Source organism: Lentimicrobium sp. S6 (assembly GCF_013166635.1).
Classification (GTDB): domain Bacteria; phylum Bacteroidota; class Bacteroidia; order Bacteroidales; family UBA12170; genus UBA12170.
Map to the genome: position 1 here is coordinate 1 of NZ_JABKBZ010000021.1, position 19620 is coordinate 19620.

The 19620-nt window shown below is 35.5% G+C and carries 16 protein-coding genes; 7 read left to right on the forward strand and 9 right to left on the reverse strand.

Annotated elements, in window-relative coordinates; translation table 11 throughout:
- The first annotated feature begins 151 nt into the window (after nt 1-151).
- Nucleotides 152-1210, forward strand: coding sequence for a T9SS type A sorting domain-containing protein (locus HNS40_RS09010; protein ID WP_172279901.1), 1059 nt, complete (start codon nt 152-154; stop codon nt 1208-1210).
- A gap of 139 nt (nt 1211-1349) precedes the next feature.
- On the opposite strand, the gene HNS40_RS09015 is transcribed toward HNS40_RS09010, so the two are convergent.
- The 3 genes from HNS40_RS09015 to HNS40_RS09025 form a co-directional block, all read right to left on the reverse strand.
- Nucleotides 1350-2858, reverse strand: a complete 1509-nt coding sequence (locus HNS40_RS09015) for a CotH kinase family protein (RefSeq protein ID WP_172279902.1) — start codon at nt 2856-2858, stop codon at nt 1350-1352.
- Nucleotides 2859-3214: 356 nt separating this feature from the next.
- Nucleotides 3215-4441, reverse strand: coding sequence for a DUF1566 domain-containing protein (locus HNS40_RS09020; RefSeq protein ID WP_172279904.1), 1227 nt, complete (start codon nt 4439-4441; stop codon nt 3215-3217).
- A gap of 162 nt (nt 4442-4603) precedes the next feature.
- Nucleotides 4604-5704, reverse strand: coding sequence for a lactonase family protein (locus HNS40_RS09025; RefSeq protein WP_172279906.1), 1101 nt, complete (start codon nt 5702-5704; stop codon nt 4604-4606).
- Between the two features lie 334 nt (nt 5705-6038).
- Here HNS40_RS09025 and tnpA point away from each other — a divergent pair, with 334 nt between their 5' ends.
- Nucleotides 6039-6503, forward strand: coding sequence for an IS200/IS605 family transposase (gene tnpA, locus HNS40_RS09030; protein WP_172279908.1), 465 nt, complete (start codon nt 6039-6041; stop codon nt 6501-6503).
- Between the two features lie 600 nt (nt 6504-7103).
- Here the strand turns inward: tnpA and HNS40_RS09035 are convergent.
- Nucleotides 7104-7589, reverse strand: a complete 486-nt coding sequence (locus tag HNS40_RS09035) for an ATP-binding protein (RefSeq protein ID WP_172279910.1) — start codon at nt 7587-7589, stop codon at nt 7104-7106.
- A 297-nt stretch (nt 7590-7886) separates the two neighbouring features.
- Here HNS40_RS09035 and HNS40_RS09040 point away from each other — a divergent pair, with 297 nt between their 5' ends.
- Nucleotides 7887-8360 (forward strand): hypothetical protein, encoded by a 474-nt coding sequence (locus tag HNS40_RS09040; protein WP_172279912.1) that lies wholly within the window; start codon nt 7887-7889, stop codon nt 8358-8360.
- A complete protein-coding gene (locus HNS40_RS09045) occupies nt 8347-8775 on the forward strand; it encodes a hypothetical protein (RefSeq protein WP_172279914.1) in 429 nt (142 codons plus the stop codon). The genes HNS40_RS09040 and HNS40_RS09045 overlap by 14 nt, the downstream gene beginning before the upstream one ends.
- A 108-nt stretch (nt 8776-8883) precedes the next feature.
- Here HNS40_RS09045 and HNS40_RS09050 read toward each other — a convergent pair whose 3' ends face one another.
- Nucleotides 8884-10677, reverse strand: a complete 1794-nt coding sequence (locus HNS40_RS09050; RefSeq protein WP_172279916.1) for a glycosyl hydrolase family 28-related protein — start codon at nt 10675-10677, stop codon at nt 8884-8886.
- A gap of 395 nt (nt 10678-11072) precedes the next feature.
- Here HNS40_RS09050 and rsmG point away from each other — a divergent pair, with 395 nt between their 5' ends.
- Entirely contained in the window at nt 11073-11687 is a 615-nt protein-coding gene (rsmG, locus tag HNS40_RS09055; protein ID WP_172279986.1) for a 16S rRNA (guanine(527)-N(7))-methyltransferase RsmG, read from the forward strand.
- A 6-nt stretch (nt 11688-11693) separates the two neighbouring features.
- Here rsmG and HNS40_RS09060 read toward each other — a convergent pair whose 3' ends face one another.
- Nucleotides 11694-12365, reverse strand: a complete 672-nt coding sequence (locus HNS40_RS09060; protein ID WP_172279918.1) for a hypothetical protein — start codon at nt 12363-12365, stop codon at nt 11694-11696.
- A gap of 246 nt (nt 12366-12611) precedes the next feature.
- Nucleotides 12612-13343, reverse strand: coding sequence for a hypothetical protein (locus HNS40_RS09065; protein WP_172279920.1), 732 nt, complete (start codon nt 13341-13343; stop codon nt 12612-12614).
- A gap of 277 nt (nt 13344-13620) precedes the next feature.
- On the opposite strand from HNS40_RS09065, the gene HNS40_RS09070 reads away from it, so the two are divergent.
- Together HNS40_RS09070 and HNS40_RS09075 are read left to right on the forward strand one after the other, a co-directional pair.
- The gene (locus HNS40_RS09070; protein WP_172279922.1) at nt 13621-14259 is read left to right on the forward strand and encodes a hypothetical protein; all 639 of its coding nucleotides are present in this window, start codon (nt 13621-13623) and stop codon (nt 14257-14259) included.
- A 20-nt stretch (nt 14260-14279) separates the two neighbouring features.
- Nucleotides 14280-16775, forward strand: coding sequence for a T9SS-dependent choice-of-anchor J family protein (locus tag HNS40_RS09075; protein WP_172279924.1), 2496 nt, complete (start codon nt 14280-14282; stop codon nt 16773-16775).
- Between the two features lie 180 nt (nt 16776-16955).
- On the opposite strand, the gene HNS40_RS09080 is transcribed toward HNS40_RS09075, so the two are convergent.
- On the reverse strand, nt 16956-17900 hold the full coding sequence (locus tag HNS40_RS09080; protein ID WP_172279926.1) for a GyrI-like domain-containing protein: 945 nt from the start codon (nt 17898-17900) through the stop codon (nt 16956-16958).
- Between the two features lie 144 nt (nt 17901-18044).
- Complete coding sequence (locus tag HNS40_RS09085) at nt 18045-19571, reverse strand: T9SS type A sorting domain-containing protein (protein WP_172279928.1); 1527 nt, start codon at nt 19569-19571, stop codon at nt 18045-18047.
- Between the last annotated feature and the right edge of the window lie 49 nt (nt 19572-19620).

Below are 19620 nucleotides of genomic sequence, written 5' to 3' on the forward strand. Positions count from 1 at the left end.
TTCTTTAGATTTAACAGAAGGAATCATCGCCAATCAATTTTAGATAAAATCATTCAGAGATGCGTAGAGCATAAACCGATTGCTTACGCTTCGATTAAATTACACGAGACTTAAATGGGTAACCCTATATTATAATTTAGAAACAGGTAATATGGATAATGTTTATCATTTTATTAAAAACAATGGAAATATATCTATTGCAGCCACAATACTAGGAAGTCCGCCTAGTCAACAAACAAATACATTTGATAAATTAATTCTAGAATTAGATCAGAATGGGGCTATAGTTTATGATAGTATCTATAACCAATCAGGGCATGAAGGTATTTGTGATTTTATAAAAGTTCCGAATTCAGATCATTCAATTTTGTTATGTTATCCAAATTTTGAGGGTGGGAATATAAAAAAGGAGATAAATGTTTTAGATGAAAATTACGATTTAGTTTTTTCTAAATTTATGGATACAGATGGTTTTTACAGATCGATTCGGGCCAAATCGGATTCTGTTTTTCTTTTATCAAGTAGAGAGTATGACCAGAGCTATGATCCAACAGCCTGGTTTTCTTCCATCAGAAAGTTGAATGTAAACTATGATGAATTGGGTAATTTAATTTATGGCTCTCCAGATTCTTTATCTTATCCAGCAAAGTATAATAGTTTAGCTTTTATAAGTGATAACAATATTTATTCAGGCTTTACATTTAACCTTGACTTCGAAACAGCATATAGTTCTTTCAAATCATATTTTACCTTAAGCTCCATAACAAGCGATTTATCTTTAAATTGGAAGAGGTTTTATGGAGGAGATGCATATTACAACTTAGTTGATATTAAAACAGACGATGATGGAGGTTGTTTAATGGTGGGAACTAAATATAATAATGGAAATGAAGGGCCTTTTTCAAGAGATTTGGTTTTTATTAAAGTCAACCCAGAAGGCCTCATCACCTCAACAAACAACGACACCGAAATCCCCATAAAAAATGCCATTATATTACCCAATCCAGGCAAAGAATATATGGAACTCCATACCGGAGCCTATCCAGCCACCCTCCTAGTTCACAACCTCAACGGAAGATTGGTTTTGGAGGAGGCCATTACCTCAAACATATCTCGCGTAAATACTATGGAACTCTCCTCTGGTATATATATTTGGTCATTGATAAAAGAAGGTAAAGTGGTGGAGACAGGTAAGTGGGTGAGGGAGTAGTTTTTGAAACCCGTAGCACAGTTCTCCTGAACTGTGTATAAGCAATAGAATTATCAAAATGGAATTCGCAGCTCGGGAGAGCCGCGTTACTGCTTCGTAATTGAAATTAGTTTATTATAGAGAATTTGTAATCACGCAACTACATCTCCCCATAAGCTTCATTCAACCAATCCATGCGTTCACTTAACCAAGATTTCAAATAATCAACTTCTTCCTGATGGCTGCTTAGTACCACATTATTGGGCCAAAGCCATTCGCCATAAACATGCCATTTGTCATCGTTTTCTTGCTGGGCTATTCTTAATTGGTAAGCGGTTTCATCTACAAAATGAAGTAGATATTCCTCTTGGCTTCTATAGTATTGAAAACGGGATTTCATTCTATTCACAAATTCCTGATCATGAAATAATTTTGAATACCATGCATGGTCTTTTACCCAAAATCCGGTGGGGTTTTTACAATCGGAATAATACACATTCCCAAAGGCTAAGTCAAAATCCCAAATAGGACCCATTTTTAATTTCTCACCAGGGATTAAATGCATAAAGATGCTGGAATAGTCTTTGGCATCTTGATTTTTGGTGATTTCATTGATAATATACCAGTCGATAAAACTATCCACATCGATGTATTTCTTGTAGCCAGAATCGGGATGATTGAAATAGTCGCTATTAAAAACCTCCTCCATTTTATTGACATAAGCATTGATGAAATCGTATTCTTGGCTGATAGAATCTATCTTGGGCTCTTTTACACAAATAAGAAAAGGGGAGGTATAGAAATAGACATCATCGTCGTCGAGACGATAGAGCTGATCAATTTCAAGGAGGTATCCATCATCACCAATATCCAATCGGTTTTTGCTTTCTTCTACTTTTTGGGTGATATTATAGGTTCCTACATAATCATCATTAAGAAAAACCTCAGCATAATGATATTGAGGGGTGTATTCTAGATTGCTTAAGCTTCCCATTTTCAGAGCCAATGCATTTCTCAGAAGGGTTTTATCGGAATGCTCTGCCAAGAAAATCCACTTTCTATCCTCAGGCATTCCTAAGATGCTGGTTTTCTCGTCAAACTTTACTTGATAGGGTTTTTTATCATGAAAATACCAGGTTGAATTTCCTCTACCTCTAATCAAAATCTCGTCCTCGAAATCTTCAAATTCCTTGGCTCCATCAAAAGAGATATGAGCCGATACATATTCTTCGGTACTCGATATGGAAGCGCCTCCATCAGTGGTGATATAAAAAATGGGTAGACCAGTAAAGCGAATGGCTTCCAGCTCAAAATAGGCATCTGAACCATTATCACCTTTTATCTCTAAAGTCTTGATTTCATTATAGTCGAATAGGGTTTCTCCACTTTCTAATGGGGTTTCTCCAATAAATGCGCTACCCCCAATCAGAGTGAAAGAAGCTATCAACTTAGTCATATCCGTTTCTGGAGGAAGGCTACCGTATATTTTATTTTCTTCAATATTAAAATATACATCTCTTTTCAGGCTAGGATTGTCGTCTTTAAGAAAGGAGAAGTTTTGGAGGTTGATATCGGCAATGACTTTCTCGGGTTCTAAATCTTCTTTGGCGCAGGAGAGCATAAAAAGGCTGGGGAGCAAAAGCAGTAAAAGGAGTTTATAGTTGTTCATTGTTTTGGTTTGTGTTTCAATCCTTAGATTGACTAGTAAAATAGTTGGGCAAAGATAATCAGCTAATTATGAAAAACAAAAAGCTATTAGCATGACTGAGCTTAGTCATACACTTTGGGATAATGCTTAAGAATCCACATCTGTTCTGACAAAAAGAAAACCTGTCCACTGATTCCGCTAACCGAATTGAAGCGAACTCACTGAGAGTAATATTCACAGACAAACCATGATCAGCAAGGCTGACCATGGTTTGTAATCCGTGTTATTTTGCGGTAATCCGTGGACAAAAAATATAACTTTATCCTATCAGGATCTACCTTTACTAATAGCTTTTTCTTTTTAATACCTATAATGGTCTAGTTTCTAACCATTCTCACATAGTTTCTTATTCTAAGAGAATCCGAAGCATTTACTGATTCTAAAAGATAGTCTTCTACTTCCCCAAACTTAGGATCGGAACGTTGAGCTCCAGCTCCATGCCAATCGTAGTATTCTGTGGCATCGCTATTGTCTTTACTATAAGCTTTCCCAAAAGCAAGATAGCAAGCAGTGTATTTGAAATCGCCTTGAGTGGTACTGGTCCAAAACCAACTGTCGCTATTGGTACAGGTGAAAAAGCTTTCATCGATGGCTGGGAAGGTCGTTTTATCATAGTCTACAATACTCTGAAGTTCTTTGGTATTAGGTAAACGCCAATCGGTATATCCGGCCAATTCGCTTTGTGTGGCATAAGCCAAAGCATCTTTCCAATCGTAGCTGTTTCCATCATCAACTTGTTGCCACATTAAACCTGTTGCATTATCGGAAATAGTTCCGTCACCGTTATCGACAAATTCATTGACTCCATATACATTTTCTTCTCCTCTTATCGCTCTTACAAAACAACCTGGGTCTTGAACGCCTTCGCTTCCATCGAAATACAGTCCAGTTTCGTATGATTTAATATGTCCATCGGCGAAATTGAAACCAAATGCACCTTCAATATTATCCACTTGTAATCCTCCTTTCACATACTTGGTGCTTGACCAATATTGGCCAGCAAAGGACATCATTTCATCGTATTCAAAATCAAAATACTCATCATTTAAATAAGGTTGAGAACTAGACGTTCCTGCAGCGTCTAAAGAACCATTAGAGTAAAGGATGGAGTATAATTCTTTGATGGTTGGTAGCCTCCAATCAGTATATCCTCCAATTTCTAATCCGTCAACATAATCAAAAGCATCATAATAATTATGGCGTTCAAAATCTGGTGTTTGTTGCCACATCAATCCTGTATTTAGATCCGTTACGGTACCGTCTCCATTATCTTGATATGAAGAAGCTAGTCCTGTAAACTGTGCATCTTGACCATAATAGTCCTCTCCTTCGCTAGGGCTTGAAATTTCATTTCCGTCATCATCATAAAAAACATCCTGACCAGTATCTGTTAGTTTAAAGCTAACTGTGGGGGTGCTTTCTTCAGTTTCAGTGGAAATAGTTTCTGTATCGTCATCATCTTTTGTACATCCTTGTGTAAGTATTCCTAAGCTGAATAATACAGCTATTAATAATAAAATGTTTTTGTTTATCGTCTTCATCATCATATTTCGATTTAAAATTTATACTGCGAAAGTATATGAAGACCTAGGAGTTACAAAATTTATTCTACCATTCAGTGGATTTTATCTATAGATGTTGAAGTAGGCTATATAAAGTCTTTATTCTCTATTTTACAAATATTAATCAGGTTTTGATAGGCTTATCTAGAACAAAACACAAACTGGACTAGGAGCTGTTATCTCACTTACGAATTCTAGAAGTCCTGTTTGGGCATCACGTTTAAAACAAGTGATATTATTACTGTATTGGTGAGCTATTAAAATATATTTTTCATCAGGAGAGAAGCTAAAATTCCGGGGCCAATTGCCATTAGTAGATTGGTGGGAGAGGAGGTCAAGTTTACCAGTTTTCTCTTCCACTTTAAATATGGCTATATTATTGGGGCCTCTGTTGCTGGCGTATACATATTTACCATCAGCAGAAATATGAATATCGGCAGAGGAATTGTCTCCGGTGAATCCCTTTTCAAGAGTAGAAATAGAAGAACGAGTTTGGTAAGTGCCATTTTTATCAGTTTCTACTAAAGTAATAGTTCCATGGAGTTCATTGAGTACATATATCCACTTTCTATTGGGATGGAAACAGAGATGCCTTGGGCCTGCGCCTTCTTCCATAGCAAGTTTTTGTTGTGGCAATGGAGTGAATTTATTATCCTCAATTTTAGAGAACCACAATTCATTAGTTCCTAAATCTACCGCAATTATATGCTCTTGATTGGGGGCAAACCAAGCAGAATGAGCATGCGGAGCTTCTTGTCTAGCGGTGCTGCCTTTGCCTTGGTGGATTTGCATGTCCAACTCTTCTAGCTCACCTAGCTCATGCAGTTTCAATAGTGCCACATTACCTCCAGTATAGTTAGCCGCTAATACGAAGCCCTCCTCATTTACAGTCACAAAACAAGGGTGTGCGCCTCCGCTACTCTTTTTATCTAATAAAATCAAAGTATCTTCAAGAAGGGAATAGGATTCTATACTTCCATGGTTTTGTTCATTTGCGATTTCATTTACAGCAACTAGGTATTTTCCATTATTTGACTTGGCCAAAAAGCTTGGGTTTTCAGATTCTGCCATCAATCCCAAATTCTTCATACTACCATCCTCAAGAAGCTCATATTGATAGATTCCCTGGCTGTCTTTATCGGTATAAGTTCCCACATAAAACTTGGTGGAGGTCGTTTGATTTAGTTGTTGCGTATTTTCACAGCCCATCAATAGGACAAGACTCAGTAGTATTAAATTTCTCATTGGGTTTTGGTTTCTGCAAAAATAGGGAATAAATATTTGACACGAATGGGCGAATAAAATGAGTAGGATATTGGATGAATATATTCGAATTATGGGTTATAGCATATGCTCTACGAGCAATTAGAAACCCCACTTATCTTTTCTTACAAAAGCTTATCGGGCAATGCTTTGCTTCTATTTAGAGAGGATGATACAGGATGAAGATATTACCGCGTAGCGGTTATGAACTTGTATAAAAACTCTTAGACTGTGTTTTGCTTTCCCCGTAGGGGATTTGTTATTCAGTAATTTGCCAGATTTTTTATACTTTTATTAAAAACTAAAATGCATTATTATGAAACCCGGAACTTTTACACAACTATACATCCAAATGGTATTTGCAGTAGATTTTAGAAAAGCCCTTTTGACAAAAGAAATCCGCCCACAAGTATTTAAATATATAGGTGGAATCATTAACGACTTAGGGCATAAAACCATTATTGTAAATGGGGTGTCAGATCATGTTCATGCTTTTGTTGGTTTGAATCCAAAAATTTCAATTTCAGATACTGTTCATGATATAAAAAGGAGTTCGTCCCTATTTATTAATGATAATCAGTTATCAAATTTTCATTTCAAATGGCAGCCCGGTTTTGGCGCATTTTCATACTCTAGAAGTCATATAGATAATGTCTATAAATATATTCAGAATCAAGAGGAGCATCACAAAAAGGAAAAGTTCAAGACGGAGTATATTAAGTTTTTAAAGAAATTTGAAGTTGAATATGATGAGAGGTATTTGTTTGAATTTATGGATTGATATGGTTTTTTGTGATTTGATAACATATGCTCTACGAGCAATTTAAAAAGCTTTTGTGAGTCTTTATACAAAAGCTTATGCCCTACGGGCAATGCTTAGTTTTGAGTTTTGCTATAAAACAGGGTGCATTGGAATGTTTAAATTACCGCGTAGCGGTTATGAGTTTGTATGAGGTTCTTACTAAGGTTTTTACTTTCCCTGTAGGGGATTTGCTTTAATGATTGTGCTTTGTTTTTGAGGGTTTTATAACATATGCTCTACGAGCAATTTAAAAAGCTTTTGTGAGTCTTTATACAAAAGCTTATCGGGCAATGCTTAGTTTTGAGTTTTGCTATAAAACAGGGTGCATTGGAATGTTTAAATTACCGCGTAGCGGTTATGAGTTTGTATGAGGTTCTTGCCAGGGTTTTTACTTTCCCTGTAGGGGATTGGCTTTAAAGGTTGTGCTTTGTTTTTTGAAGATTTGATAGCATATGCTCTACGAGCAATTTAAAAGGCTGTTGTGAGTTTCTGTCGAAATGCTTATTACGGGCAATGCATTTTTAGAATGGCTAGGAATCCAAACTAATTCGCCTAATTTGCGTTCCTCTTCCTAAAAATTTACCGAACCACAATAGCACCAACTAATTCTTCAGAACGAGGCGCTTCAAACCAAGTTTCCATAAAGTCAAAAGCTTCGGCACTCACTTCAAACTCGAAACTATCTCCTTGTTCTTGGTTTCTTTTGGTGACTCTTTTTCTTCGGGTTTCTTTATCGATATTGAGATAATGAATTTGATATTTGAAATCGTGTTCTTTAGCGAACTGTCGCCATTTCTCTCTGTGCTCAAATTTGGATAGACCTAAATCTAATATGGAATCCACTTCTGCATTTTCTAATTGTAAAATGGTATCCATCATCATGTTTTCGGCTCTTTCAATACGCTCTAAAATCCATTCTACACCATCCCCTTCGGTTTTGTCTTGAAAGAATAAGGTATTATTCCATTTGTCGATACTGAAAATGAGGCCTTTGTTTTGGGCTTTTAGTTGTAAGGCATAGGTAGTTTTTCCTGCGCCGGTATTTCCTATGATGAGATGTAGCATGATATTTTTATTGATTTTCAAAAATAGTAAAAGAAGGGCTCTTTTTTCATTTTGTCTTGACACAAAACGAAACAAAAAGTCAAGACTAATTTTAAATCACTATTTCTGTATTTACAAAAACTAAGTTCGGCTGGGTGATTTCCTCGTAAACTCGGAACTTCCCAAACCTCCCTAAGTCTTCATAAACCCTCCAACAGTAATTTAAAATAGGTCATCCGGCCACTTTTCTGAGAGAGGTGTTAGTTTAAAGGGGCAGATTTCACAACAATATTTAAAAATAGAATATAGCAGAACAATATGTATAACTTTGCGACAAATTATGATGATTATATGCCTAGAGTTGGGAAACATATTCTAATATTGATACCTGGTCTTTTATGGTCTATGGTGGGGTTGATGCTTATTTCAATTGCTTCAGAATGGTTGGCAGATTTGAGCTTAGCTTATCAGGTTATTGGAGTTTCTACGAGTTTGATTTCTGGATCTGTTATCACTTATTTCGGATTTTCCAGAATAGCCTTTAAAAATATAGAACGGATAAACAACTACCAAAAGAATAAGATTTGTATTTGGGCTTTTCAGAAATGGTCTTCCTATTTACTGATTATTTTTATGATGAGCCTTGGGATATTTTTACGAAATACAACTTTTTTTCCTCGGATATTATTACTCATCATCTATTTTAGCATTGGATTGGCTTTGTTCTTATCGAGTATGGCCTACTATCGTGAATTATTGCATATGAAAAAGGAAAAACATGCTGAAAGTTAAACCCAATCATTTGATTTTTCTCACTGGATTATTATGGTTAGTGGCAAGTTATATATTGCTTTCGAGAGCTTATTCTTGGGCTATTGATTTGGAGTCAACTTATTTATTAATAGGAATTATTTTAGGATTGGTTTTAGGGTTTGTCAAATCGAAACTCATTTTTATCAAGCTTACCAATAAGAATATAGAGCGAATCAATGCTTTTGAAAATAAAGTAAGCCTTTGGGAGTTTCACCTCAATAAAGACAAATTACTAATAGTATTGATGATAGGAATAGGCATTGTTTTAAGGCAAAGCTTTATTCCTAAATGGGTTCTAATGCCTATTTATTTAGGCATAGGCTTGGCCATGTTTTTGGTGTTTTTGCTTTATATGAGGACTTTTTTAAGGCAAATAAAAAGACCCACCTCTTAAATTGGCAGGTCTTCATTTACTTCTCCACTAATATTTTTTCTATAACACCAAGCCTGAGTACTAAAGTTTATCACGATAAGGCCCAAGGGCTAGTTTATAATAATTTCATTATTGTTTGTTAAACTTCAAAACCTGAGAAAAATCCCGCCTTTTAAGTTCAATAAAATAGATTCCTTTTGGTAATTGATCCACCTGAATACTACAACTCATATCGGAGGAAGAGCAAAGCCCTTGAAATTGTAATCGTCCGTGTAGATCGTAAATTTGATAATTTAATGAACCCAATGATTTTGGATATTCTAAGTGTAATTGATCATCGACAGGGTTTCCTAACAAGCGAATGATAAACTGATCGATAGGAGTATGCTCCACTCCAACAGCAGTTTCTAAAGCTACGGTCATCTCTCCGCCATTCAACCATCTTTCTTTTGCTGGATTATTAAATTGACTTAGAGAGTTGGGGTATCCTATTCCTGGATAAGCAATAGCGGATTCTATGAACCAAGGTCGATCCGTATAATAGTAGGAATGGTCAGGTAAATTTGAGGTGCCAGATGGTGTTGCATTTCCGCCATCATTATTTCCATATTCAAATTGGTTTTCGCCGGTGAGGGTATAAAATCCATAAGGAAAATTATTAGTGATTTCATTACCCACAAAGTTCTGATAGGCGGTTTCCAATTCGCTATTGGTGGTCATGATTAAACCATATAGCTCTGTTCTATTTCTAAAGAAAGTATTCAAAGGACCTCCAGGTCCCCAATAATGGTCGATGATGATATTCTGCACTATATTCTCTTCAAATAGATTAGCATAGGCATAATGACCATGAACCGAAATATCGCCAGAATAGTCGTTGATGGGTTCTGAGCGATGGGGATCACGGGAGTAATTATAGGCGAATACATTGCCATTGGCTCCCGTTTTTACCATCATGGCATGACGCAGATTTCTGAATATATTGTTTTCGATGAGGCAATTTCCGGTATGCATATTTAAAGTGATACCATAGCCACGCGTATCGGTGCCATCAAAAATAAAGGCGTCGTGTAAATAATTGCCAAAGAAGAATAGATGAGAGCAATGTGTGGCATAAATATGACTCCCCTGACTTTTAACGGATTCTACTCCGCTAATTTGGCTATTTACGGCATAGGCAAAATAGAAGTTCTTGGCTCCTCCATCGTCGGGGGCATCGTAGCGTTCTATTTTGAGATTCTCGATTTTTACATTTTCTATGGGTTCTATTTTTCTGTAAACAGGATTTAAAGAAGGGTTATAATCTATTCTAATAGCATCCTCAAAACTAATTTCATTATTATTTACATTTGAGACTCTCAACACTTGTCCAACAGAATTTGCTGCCCAACTGGCCGGGCTGATATCCCAATCGCCATTTTCTTGTTGGATTTCTATAAAATCACCAGCTTGAATATCAGTGGCCTCCTCCACAATAATCTGAGTAGATCCTTTGGAATAACCGCTAATGAGAGTAAAGAAACTAGAAGACTGAGAAGCACTAGTTTGAATAGAATGAATATTGTCGGAGGAAAGAAAAAACAGAAGATGTGTCTCTGATGCTCCAGCACCTCTAATGGTTAAATTACTGTAGGTGCTAATGGCTTGGTTGAGTAGATAGGTTCCGGGAGGGAAAAACAATACTCCCGCTTCATTATTGAGTTCTTCTAAGGCTGCAATCACAGCTGGAGAATCATTATTGATACCATTGCCAGTGGCTCCAAAATCCATCACAGAGATGATGTTTTCTGAGGAGGCTATATCTTGAATCAGACCAGCTTGAGACCAATCAACTCTCTTACTTTCAGGAATAACTTGCGCGCACGTCGCATAGGCCAATAATAGGAAAAGCCCTATTAGGCTGCTTGGTTGAATATCTTTCATGTTATAATTGTTCTGAGCTAGAATCTTGGTTTTATAAAGTTACCTATTATGGAAAGTGATCTACAATGATTAAAAATGTTTTTGATGGAATAAAAGAAGGTAAACAGTACAGGATTTGAAAACTGTCCACAGGGTGCAAAGTGGTCGCAGAGCGGAGTAAAAGTGGCTAGGATTGATTTTTTAATGAGCTTTTTCACTCTATTCAACAAGCAACTATTTCTTTATAATAGATGGAGTTTGATTAGTGGAACCGTTTATTTTTGGTGTTAATTGGTGTTTGTTCTTGAAAATTCGCGGACAAAATTAAATCATCCATGGTACAATATTCAAAGCGTTTTTTCCTTACAAATTCTGCCGTAATTTTCCGACCTTTGCAAATCATTAGAGCGAAAAATATGATACTAAAGAAATACTTCCCCAATCTTACCGAAAAGCAAATAGACTTATACCTAAAAGCAGAGGCTTTGTATTTGGATTGGAACTCAAAAATCAATTTGGTGAGTCGTAAAGACAGCGATCAGTTAATGGAGCGCCATATTCTTCATTCTCTTTCTATTGCCAAAATGATGGAGTTTAAACCTAATTCCTTGGTTCTTGATGTGGGAACTGGAGGAGGTTTTCCAGGAATTCCTTTGGCTATTATGTTTCCGCAGGTTCGTTTTCATTTGGTCGATTCTATTGGCAAGAAAATAATGGTAGTACAAGACATCACCGAGCAATTGGGTTTAAAGAATGTAACATCAGAACAAATTAGGGCCGATCAGGTAAAGGGACCATTCGATTTTGTAGTGAGTCGTGCAGTAACTCGTCTACCAGAATTCTGTTCTTGGGTGAATAATAAAATCAAGAAAAAAGGCTTTAATGATTTAAATAATGGCATCCTCTATATTAAAGGAGGCGATGTTTTAGAGGAAATTATGGCTACCGATAAAGAATACAAAATTCTAGATTTGAAAAAAGAATTTGAAGAGGAATTCTTTGAGACAAAGAAGGTCGTTCATTTGTATTAGTGATTTTTATTCAGATTCAATAGTCAACTCAACTTTCTTTTTCATTCTTTCATTTTTCTCTTTAATTAAATCTATTGAGTTATAAACTCCATGTTTGAGAATTCCTCTTATTTCATCCGATTTTCTTAAATCTTCTTCAATTTCTTGTTTTCCACAGTGCCTTGAGTATATGTCTTCTCTGTCATAAGTCAATAGTAGGATGTTATTAGAAAGATGGCTACTGTCTAAAATTATTGATTTCCTAAGTGTCAACATATACAAGTTAGTGATGTAACTATTATTGGGTAGATTCGAAATTTCAATTTCTTTCCAGAATATATTGTCTTTTTTAAACCTGTAACTACTATTTGAATAGTATTTAAATTCCAAATTATCAATATCGTTTAATAGTTTAGCTTTATCTAGTTTTGGCAATTGAAATCTATTTTCAAACAGTTTTTCATCAAGTAATTCCAAACTATTATCATAATCAATGTAAATATTAATAGAGTTGATTATATCGTTAATACTTTGTATGCATACTGCACCACACCCATAATGATAAGAATTTATGTTTACAAAAATATCCTTATAGGTTTGGAAGTCTTTTGAGAAGACTAATAATTGGGCCTCTAGATAATTATAAGATTTCTTTTCATAATATTTAATAGAATTTATTTGAATATAAAATGTTGACATAGGACAACTATAAAAACTTTTATTACTTGCCAAAAGACCAGGTTCAAGGTCGAGATTATTTTTGCACTTATTTCTAATCAAAAAAACAGGTTTTAAACATTGTTTATTAGGATTACCATTAATAGCCCCATGAAACAAAGAAAATTCACCTAATTGGTTAATTCTAGTAACATATTTATATGAATTATATTTACTTTCCATTGCTTACGAATATATATTCTAATGAAGTTCTTAAGAATCTTTGAATTATGTAGATTTATTGGTTAATGAATTAATCAGGTTTATAATTTCAATATCATTATTAACTCTAATCCCATGGTTGAAGTTTTCCATCACATAAGTATCGTAATGGGGTTTTGAATTATTTATGGCCTCTACTATTTTCTTTACAGATGGGTAATCTGGAAGACTTGGTGTCGTATTAGTCGCAAAGACATAGTCGATGTTATCAGGTAAATTAATATTAAAATTTAGCTCTCCATCTTTAGTTACAGTTGGAGTTTCCTTTTTTAGTTTATAATCACTATTGCTAAATTCTTTGAATTCGTTATGCCATTTTTGTCGAATTGTCTCTAAAGCTTCTTTCTTCTTATCATTAAAAGATATTGCTATTACACCCCAAGTTGAGTACAATCTATCTAGATGCTTATTGGTGGAAATACCTTCAGCTTCAGATAGCTCTAGTGCTTGTTTTTTAATCTGAGCAAAGTTGAATGCTTCTTCTTTAAATGGAATTAGAAATGCAGAACCAAGGTTTGTCTCTGAATTTGAAAAAACCATTGTATATGTGTTTTTTTTCGAACCAGATAATCTTCCATACCTTATCGGTACTTTAATCTCAATTTTATTTTCTAAATCTAAATTATTTCTCCATTTAGCTCTTAACTTTCCTTGGCTTGTAATTAAAGCATTTTTTTCGTTTTCCCAAAGAAGCGAACCAATCAATATAACTGCACCTTTCATGTTTGTATTATTCATTTTGTTTAGTAATTTAACCCCACCCTCTATTTTTCTCTGTTTTGAATTGTATATTATGGGTTAGTTCTTTAAAAGGGACAATTTAAGAAAATCAAATATAATAATTATAATGTAGGGAATGGTTTTTAAGTTATACAAAGAATCCATTATTTTTTTTAAAACAGCTTGAAATTATGGTAATGTTATGTTTTTATACAAAATTGTATTAAATATATAGACTTCATAATCCTAATTTTTCTCTAAATTGCAAATTCAAAACATATTAAACTAGAACCAAATGAAAATGATGAACACTTTGCTGGCTCTTATCGTATTGATAAGCGTTTCAGCTTGCCAGTCTAATTCTACAGAGACTAAAGAAACCAAGAAAACCGACCAAAAAGAAACTCAAAAGTTTACCGAAAAAACCAATTACATCCTCAATAAGCTCCTAGAATATACATCGGAGGAGGCCTTGAAGAAAGAATTTGGTGAAAATATGGAATCAACAATCGAGCTTCGAGAAGAAGGTACGGTGGAGTATGCCATCTCTAAAATTAATATGGGTGATCATGCAAGCTTAAAAGTAGTTTGGAAAGATAAAGAGAGCAGAACAGGTATTCAAGAGATCATACTCAGAGGAAGTAAATGCAAATATAAAACAGCTAGTGGAATAGCTTTAGGGATGAACTTGCAAGAACTAGAAAAGCTCAATGAATCCTCATTTCAGTTCTATGGTTTTGCATGGGATGCTTCGGGTTCTGTAGTTTTTGAAAATGGAAAACTCAAGTCAGATCAAGAACAAATATTTCTCAATCCCCCAATGGAAGAACTTCCAAAAGAATTCCATTCTTTAATGGGCGATCATTTAATTACTAGTTCTGAACCACTAGCCCAAAAGCTAAATCCAATCGTTTACGAAATCAAACTAAAGTAGTGTTTGTTTAAATTACCCTAATGAAAAAACTATTTTTAATTGCCCTACTCGTCTATTCTACTTTAACATTTTCACAATTTGTATTTAACGAAGGATTTGAAAATAACAATTCCAATGAAAATCCACCCTCTGGATGGACTTGTGATGCCGATGGTTGGCTAGCTGGTAACGGAGTTCAAAACCATGGAAGAGAAGCCCGAACTGGCGATTGGTTTGGCTATTTAAAGTGGGGCAGTGACCATTGGATGTATAAAGAAATTGAACTGGAATCTGGGGAGACCTATGAATTCTCAATGTTCTATCAGACTGATAATAGCGAAGGATTTTCCTTGGAAGTGATGTGGGGAAATGAGGCCAATTCTGCCGCCATGAACAATGAGATATTTCCTTTGCAAGCCGTAAATGAAGAGTTTTATACGGAGTATTCCATGACTTTTGTGGCTAATGAAACGGGTACTTTCTTTTTGGGAATCCACGGTGTGGCGGATAATTCTCCATGGTATTTAGTGCTCGATGATATTTATTTGAGAAAGATTGAAGATTATGAATTCAATATCACCCGATTAAATGCCGATACCCTTATCCAAGCGGGTTCTCATCATGATTATCTTTTAGAAATTGAGAACTTTGGATTATATGCCGATGACTTAAGTCTGACTTATGACTCGGAATGGCCAGCCACTTTTTATGCTGAGGATGGTTCCACAAGTATTTCTAATCTTCAATTGGAAGCTTTTGAGTCTAAAACCATCATCTTGCGACAGTCGGTGCCTAGCACCGGAGTGGAAAACGAGCAGGAAGAAGTAACTATGGTGACCCTAAACTCCACCAACTCGTCCGTTTCTCATTCCACTCAAATTAGCTCCATGGCACTCACTCCAATTAGTGAGTTTCCTGTTATTGCAGACTTTGAGCTGGAATTATTCCCTCCTCTAGGTTGGACAGCCAATATTGGTGTCGGAGACAAAAACTTTGTTCGTTCTACTGAAGGAGTCTCGCCAGCTTGCTTGCCTCATGACGACTCTCAAGGAATGGCTTATTATAATGCCTATTCTTCAGATGAAGGAAATACTGCTTATTTGATTTCCCCAGAATTAATATTTCAAGAGGAAGAGTATATCGTTCGCTTTTGGATGTATCGCAGCGATCATATTGATAATAAAGCCGACAAAATAGAAGTCTATATTAGCGATGATGCCAATCAAAGCAATGCTCAGCTTTTGGGAACCATTCACCGTACCATTAGCATGACTCCCGTAGAAACCTACGAAGGATGGTTTGAGTATAGTTTTACTTTTGATGGAACAGCTGATTTGCATTATGTAAGTCTGAAAGCAGTAAGTGCCTATGGGTGGAATTTATTTGTGGATGATATCAAAATTCAAGCAAATACTTTGGATGAAGAAGCTCCAGAGTTTTTGTCAGTAAATGAAATGCATCAATATGCTGATTTAGAAATTCCAGTTTCTGTTACGATTAGAGATGATTCAGAAGTTACTGAAACTATGCAAGGCATTTATAATGTTGGAAATGGAGATGAGAGCTTTGAGCTAACACTCAATAGCAAATCAAAAGCCAATTATATTTATTCAGGAAATATTCCTGCACATATCGATGGAACTGAAGGAACGGTATATTTTGTGATGGAAGATATTGTTGGGAATACTGCAAACAGTGCTTCTTTCGATATCTCATGGCAAGGAGTGGCGCCTTTATTGGAGGAGAGCTTCGAAGGAGATTTTCTACCAGAAGGATGGGACCAGATTATGGCTCAGTTTACTTGGTTTGTATGGTATCAAGAACCTGTGGTAGAATATGTCGATAGCGATGGTGTGGAATATACCGTAACGCCTCCTGATGGCGACAGACAAGCGGTGGTGCAGTGGGATTGGCAGAATAATGCCCAAGACGAATGGTTGATCAGTCCTCCCTTTGAGGTCACTGCTCCTGCCGAATTAAGCTTTGAAACCTTTGCCCAATTGGGTAGCTACGATTATGATCATTTCATTGTGGCCATTAGTACCGATTATGGAATCAGCTGGACCGATGAATGGGATGCTTTTTTCATGGACAATAGAGTAATCGCCTATGATGAAACCATTAGGATATCTTTAGATGATTACGAAGGAGAAACCATCAGAATTGCCTGGAGAGCCTATAATCAATCTTACGATAATCTTTGGTATTCTTGGTTTGTAGATGATATTAAAGTGGAGAAAAGAGAGGAGACTGCTGTTTTAGAATTGTCAAATCATGATACATTCACTTTTAAATTGATGGAAAACCCAAGTTCTGAACATTTGAAAATTCAGTTAAGGAGTAGCGAAGTTGGACAAGCCGAAATCCATCTCTATAATCTTCAAGGTTCTTTAGTGAAATCGGAAACTTTACAAGTTCAAAATACTGGGAAAAATCAAGCCAGTTATGCTATTGAAGGATTAGAAGTGGGTGTTTATTTCTGCGAGGTGATTTTGAATGGAGACAGAAATACTGAGAAGTTTTTGATAGCTAAATAAAGTCTGGTATCAGCATATGTTAATGTTATCTTTTCTTAGTGGACCTTCGTGATTCTTCGTGAAACTTTGTGATACAGCTTTTTATAGTTGTATCACAAAGGAGCGCAAAGTATAACAAAGATCCACAAAGATTTTTTAATTCAGTCTCATTTTTCTTGGGTATTAATAACTGACTGACTTCTATATAGGCTTTACTGGGATACATATATCCACAGTAAATTTCCCATTCTTAGGCTCCTCTGGATAAACTTCAAAACAAGGCCTATCATCGGGTTGGTAACCACTGGTAGGAAGCCATTGACCATAAACCCATTCCCAGGCTTCTTGAAATTGATGGGCTTCCACTTCGAAACGAGCTACTACATATTCGCCTCCTTCAATAATCATTTTACCAATTTCTCCATCCACTTTTGTGTCCTCAGCTACTCCAATGCTAACGCTCATTCTGAGTTTTCCTTGCTCTGTGATATTGGGATCATCATGATAAATCACCTGACTAGAGAATTCTGGTTTTCCAAATAATCCTCTTGGACCTGCCCATGCAAATAATTGATTCCAAAGTTTTTCGAATAACTGTTCATCACCTTTATAAGGCCCAGTATGTCTGAGATAGGCGACTGTTTTTTGAGGAAGGGTTTTTACTTCCACACTTTTGTTTAATTTCATTTTTGTCCTCCATTTTATGGTTTGTGACTCGAAGCAAAAATACATGGAGCTCTTCAGTTCCTCTTGTGCCGTTTTGCTATTCATTTGACGATTATTGCTATTTGCCAATTTCGTTTCCCGATAGGAGGAGGGTGATAAATTAAAATGAGACTTAAAGTTGCGAGAGAAGATAGAGATATCAGAAAATCCACATCGAAATGCAATATTAGTGATGCTCTCGCTAGAGTTCATGAGTAGACAAGTGGCCGCTTTCTCTAGCCTTATTCTTTGTATAAACTGAAATGGAGTTTCTCCCACCATGGCCGTAAATATCCTATGAAAATGAAACTTAGAGAAGTTTGCTTGTTCTGCTAATTCTTCCAAGCTAAAGGGCTGATCTATATGTGTTTCTATATAGTCGAATATCTTGTTTATCCTTGATTTATATTCATTGTCTAGGATAGGGTTTTGGGCTTTCATAATATATCTTTAATTACAATGATAATATACTTTCCAAATATTTGCAATGGATTATTAAAAATAAATGAAAGCAAGGTTTTGAAATTTTACCCAATGTTTATAGTAATGAGAAGCAGTGCTATGTGAATAAAAAAATCAAGCATCTTAATTCTTCACCATCTTTTTTATCACCTTTTGATTGGAATCAAGCTCAATTTGTATTAGATAAATTCCTCTAGGATAATCATTTAAATCGATAAATGAATATTCCGTTTCTTCGATAAGAAAGCCAAGAGCATTATAAATCTTTATATTGGAGATTTCTTTTTCACTTAATATCGAAACTCTATCATTGCTAGGGTTTGGATAGAGTTCTACTTGGCTTTGAATGCTTGGATTTCTATCCAATTGAAGCAGCATATCGCAATACTCGTTTTGCTCAAAATTCCCTGAACTCATCACCACATCTATATCTTCAACAGTAAATTCTTCGAAAGGAGTTAAGTCGATTTCGTCTGGAGTCATATTCATGTCCTCTCCACTAGCAATGCTGTAATTATAAATGCTGTCGCAAGGATAGCTAGTCGCCAAGCCTCTCTTTTCAAAAACAAAGTTGGAGGAATTATATGAGCTAGTATTCTGAAATCCTCCTACCAAATAATTCTGCTTATCAATAAGCCTCATTTTATTTTTATAAGTGTTGATCTTGTAATTAGAAATATAATTTCCATCTGCATCCAATACCATTTGTAGGGAGCCAAATAATCCGCCTTCACTATTGGCACTGATGATGATATTTCCATTTAAGTCTTCCTCAATAAAATGAAAATCTACAATATCAAAAATACTGATTTGGTTTTGCTCCTGTCCGTGCCATGCTTCTATATACTGAGCCCATATGGTATTTCCATCAGCATCGGTTCTATATACAGTCATATAGCCTGGAAAAGACACTTGTGCAGAAACAAAAATATAGTCTCCATTTTCAGCCCTACTATATTCTTTCCCTATTTCGTTATAATACTTTCTTTGCCAATTGATATTAGACAAATCATTATCGATACTCATCAGATTTCCATCCACGAATAACAATTCAAAATATCCATCATAGCTACTTATTTTTTTTGGCACATATTGAAAACTACCTAGCTCATTGATATTGCTAAAGTTTCCTTGCAAATCCATTTTACAGATGATATAATGGTTGCTAACACCACTACTTCGTAATAGAACTAAAATGGAATCATCGCTTAATAATTCTATTTTTACACTGGAAACTGTTCCTGAATTTATCTTTTTGGCCCAGTTTACTTGACCATCCTCTGTAATGTTCATGATGTAGGGATGATAAGGTGGAGAGCTGTTTTCGGCATAAATACCGCTTAATAGCTTTTCTCCATTGGGAAGGTGGAGAATTTGATCACAAGACAGTGAGATAATTTCATTGGGGGATTCATATATCATGACCTCCTCAATTTGTCCATCTATATCGCAAGTGATTAAATGAGTATTGGTTCGGAAGTTATCATTGATATCAACCACACTAAATGCTACAAAATAGTTCTCTTGGGTGGAGCTTATTGGATAGTCTCTGGCATCTATGTTAAATTCATTCTGAAATTCAAAGCTAAAGTTTTGAGAAAATAGACTGATGTTGAAAAAAAACAATAGGGAAATAAGTAAATGTTTCATTTTGATATTCTGAATATTATAAATGTTAAAGGATAATACTTTGTAAATG

Coding starts and splice junctions, on each gene's coding strand:
- HNS40_RS09010 (WP_172279901.1), top strand. CDS start 152: ATGGATAATGTTTATCATTTTATTAAAAACAATGGAAATATATCTATT.
- HNS40_RS09015 (WP_172279902.1), bottom strand. CDS start 2,858: ATGAACAACTATAAACTCCTTTTACTGCTTTTGCTCCCCAGCCTTTTT.
- HNS40_RS09020 (WP_172279904.1), bottom strand. CDS start 4,441: ATGATGAAGACGATAAACAAAAACATTTTATTATTAATAGCTGTATTA.
- HNS40_RS09025 (WP_172279906.1), bottom strand. CDS start 5,704: ATGAGAAATTTAATACTACTGAGTCTTGTCCTATTGATGGGCTGTGAA.
- tnpA (WP_172279908.1), top strand. CDS start 6,039: ATGAAACCCGGAACTTTTACACAACTATACATCCAAATGGTATTTGCA.
- HNS40_RS09035 (WP_172279910.1), bottom strand. CDS start 7,589: ATGCTACATCTCATCATAGGAAATACCGGCGCAGGAAAAACTACCTAT.
- HNS40_RS09040 (WP_172279912.1), top strand. CDS start 7,887: ATGTATAACTTTGCGACAAATTATGATGATTATATGCCTAGAGTTGGG.
- HNS40_RS09045 (WP_172279914.1), top strand. CDS start 8,347: ATGCTGAAAGTTAAACCCAATCATTTGATTTTTCTCACTGGATTATTA.
- HNS40_RS09050 (WP_172279916.1), bottom strand. CDS start 10,677: ATGAAAGATATTCAACCAAGCAGCCTAATAGGGCTTTTCCTATTATTG.
- rsmG (WP_172279986.1), top strand. CDS start 11,073: ATGATACTAAAGAAATACTTCCCCAATCTTACCGAAAAGCAAATAGAC.
- HNS40_RS09060 (WP_172279918.1), bottom strand. CDS start 12,365: ATGTCAACATTTTATATTCAAATAAATTCTATTAAATATTATGAAAAG.
- HNS40_RS09065 (WP_172279920.1), bottom strand. CDS start 13,343: ATGAATAATACAAACATGAAAGGTGCAGTTATATTGATTGGTTCGCTT.
- HNS40_RS09070 (WP_172279922.1), top strand. CDS start 13,621: ATGAAAATGATGAACACTTTGCTGGCTCTTATCGTATTGATAAGCGTT.
- HNS40_RS09075 (WP_172279924.1), top strand. CDS start 14,280: ATGAAAAAACTATTTTTAATTGCCCTACTCGTCTATTCTACTTTAACA.
- HNS40_RS09080 (WP_172279926.1), bottom strand. CDS start 17,900: ATGAAAGCCCAAAACCCTATCCTAGACAATGAATATAAATCAAGGATA.
- HNS40_RS09085 (WP_172279928.1), bottom strand. CDS start 19,571: ATGAAACATTTACTTATTTCCCTATTGTTTTTTTTCAACATCAGTCTA.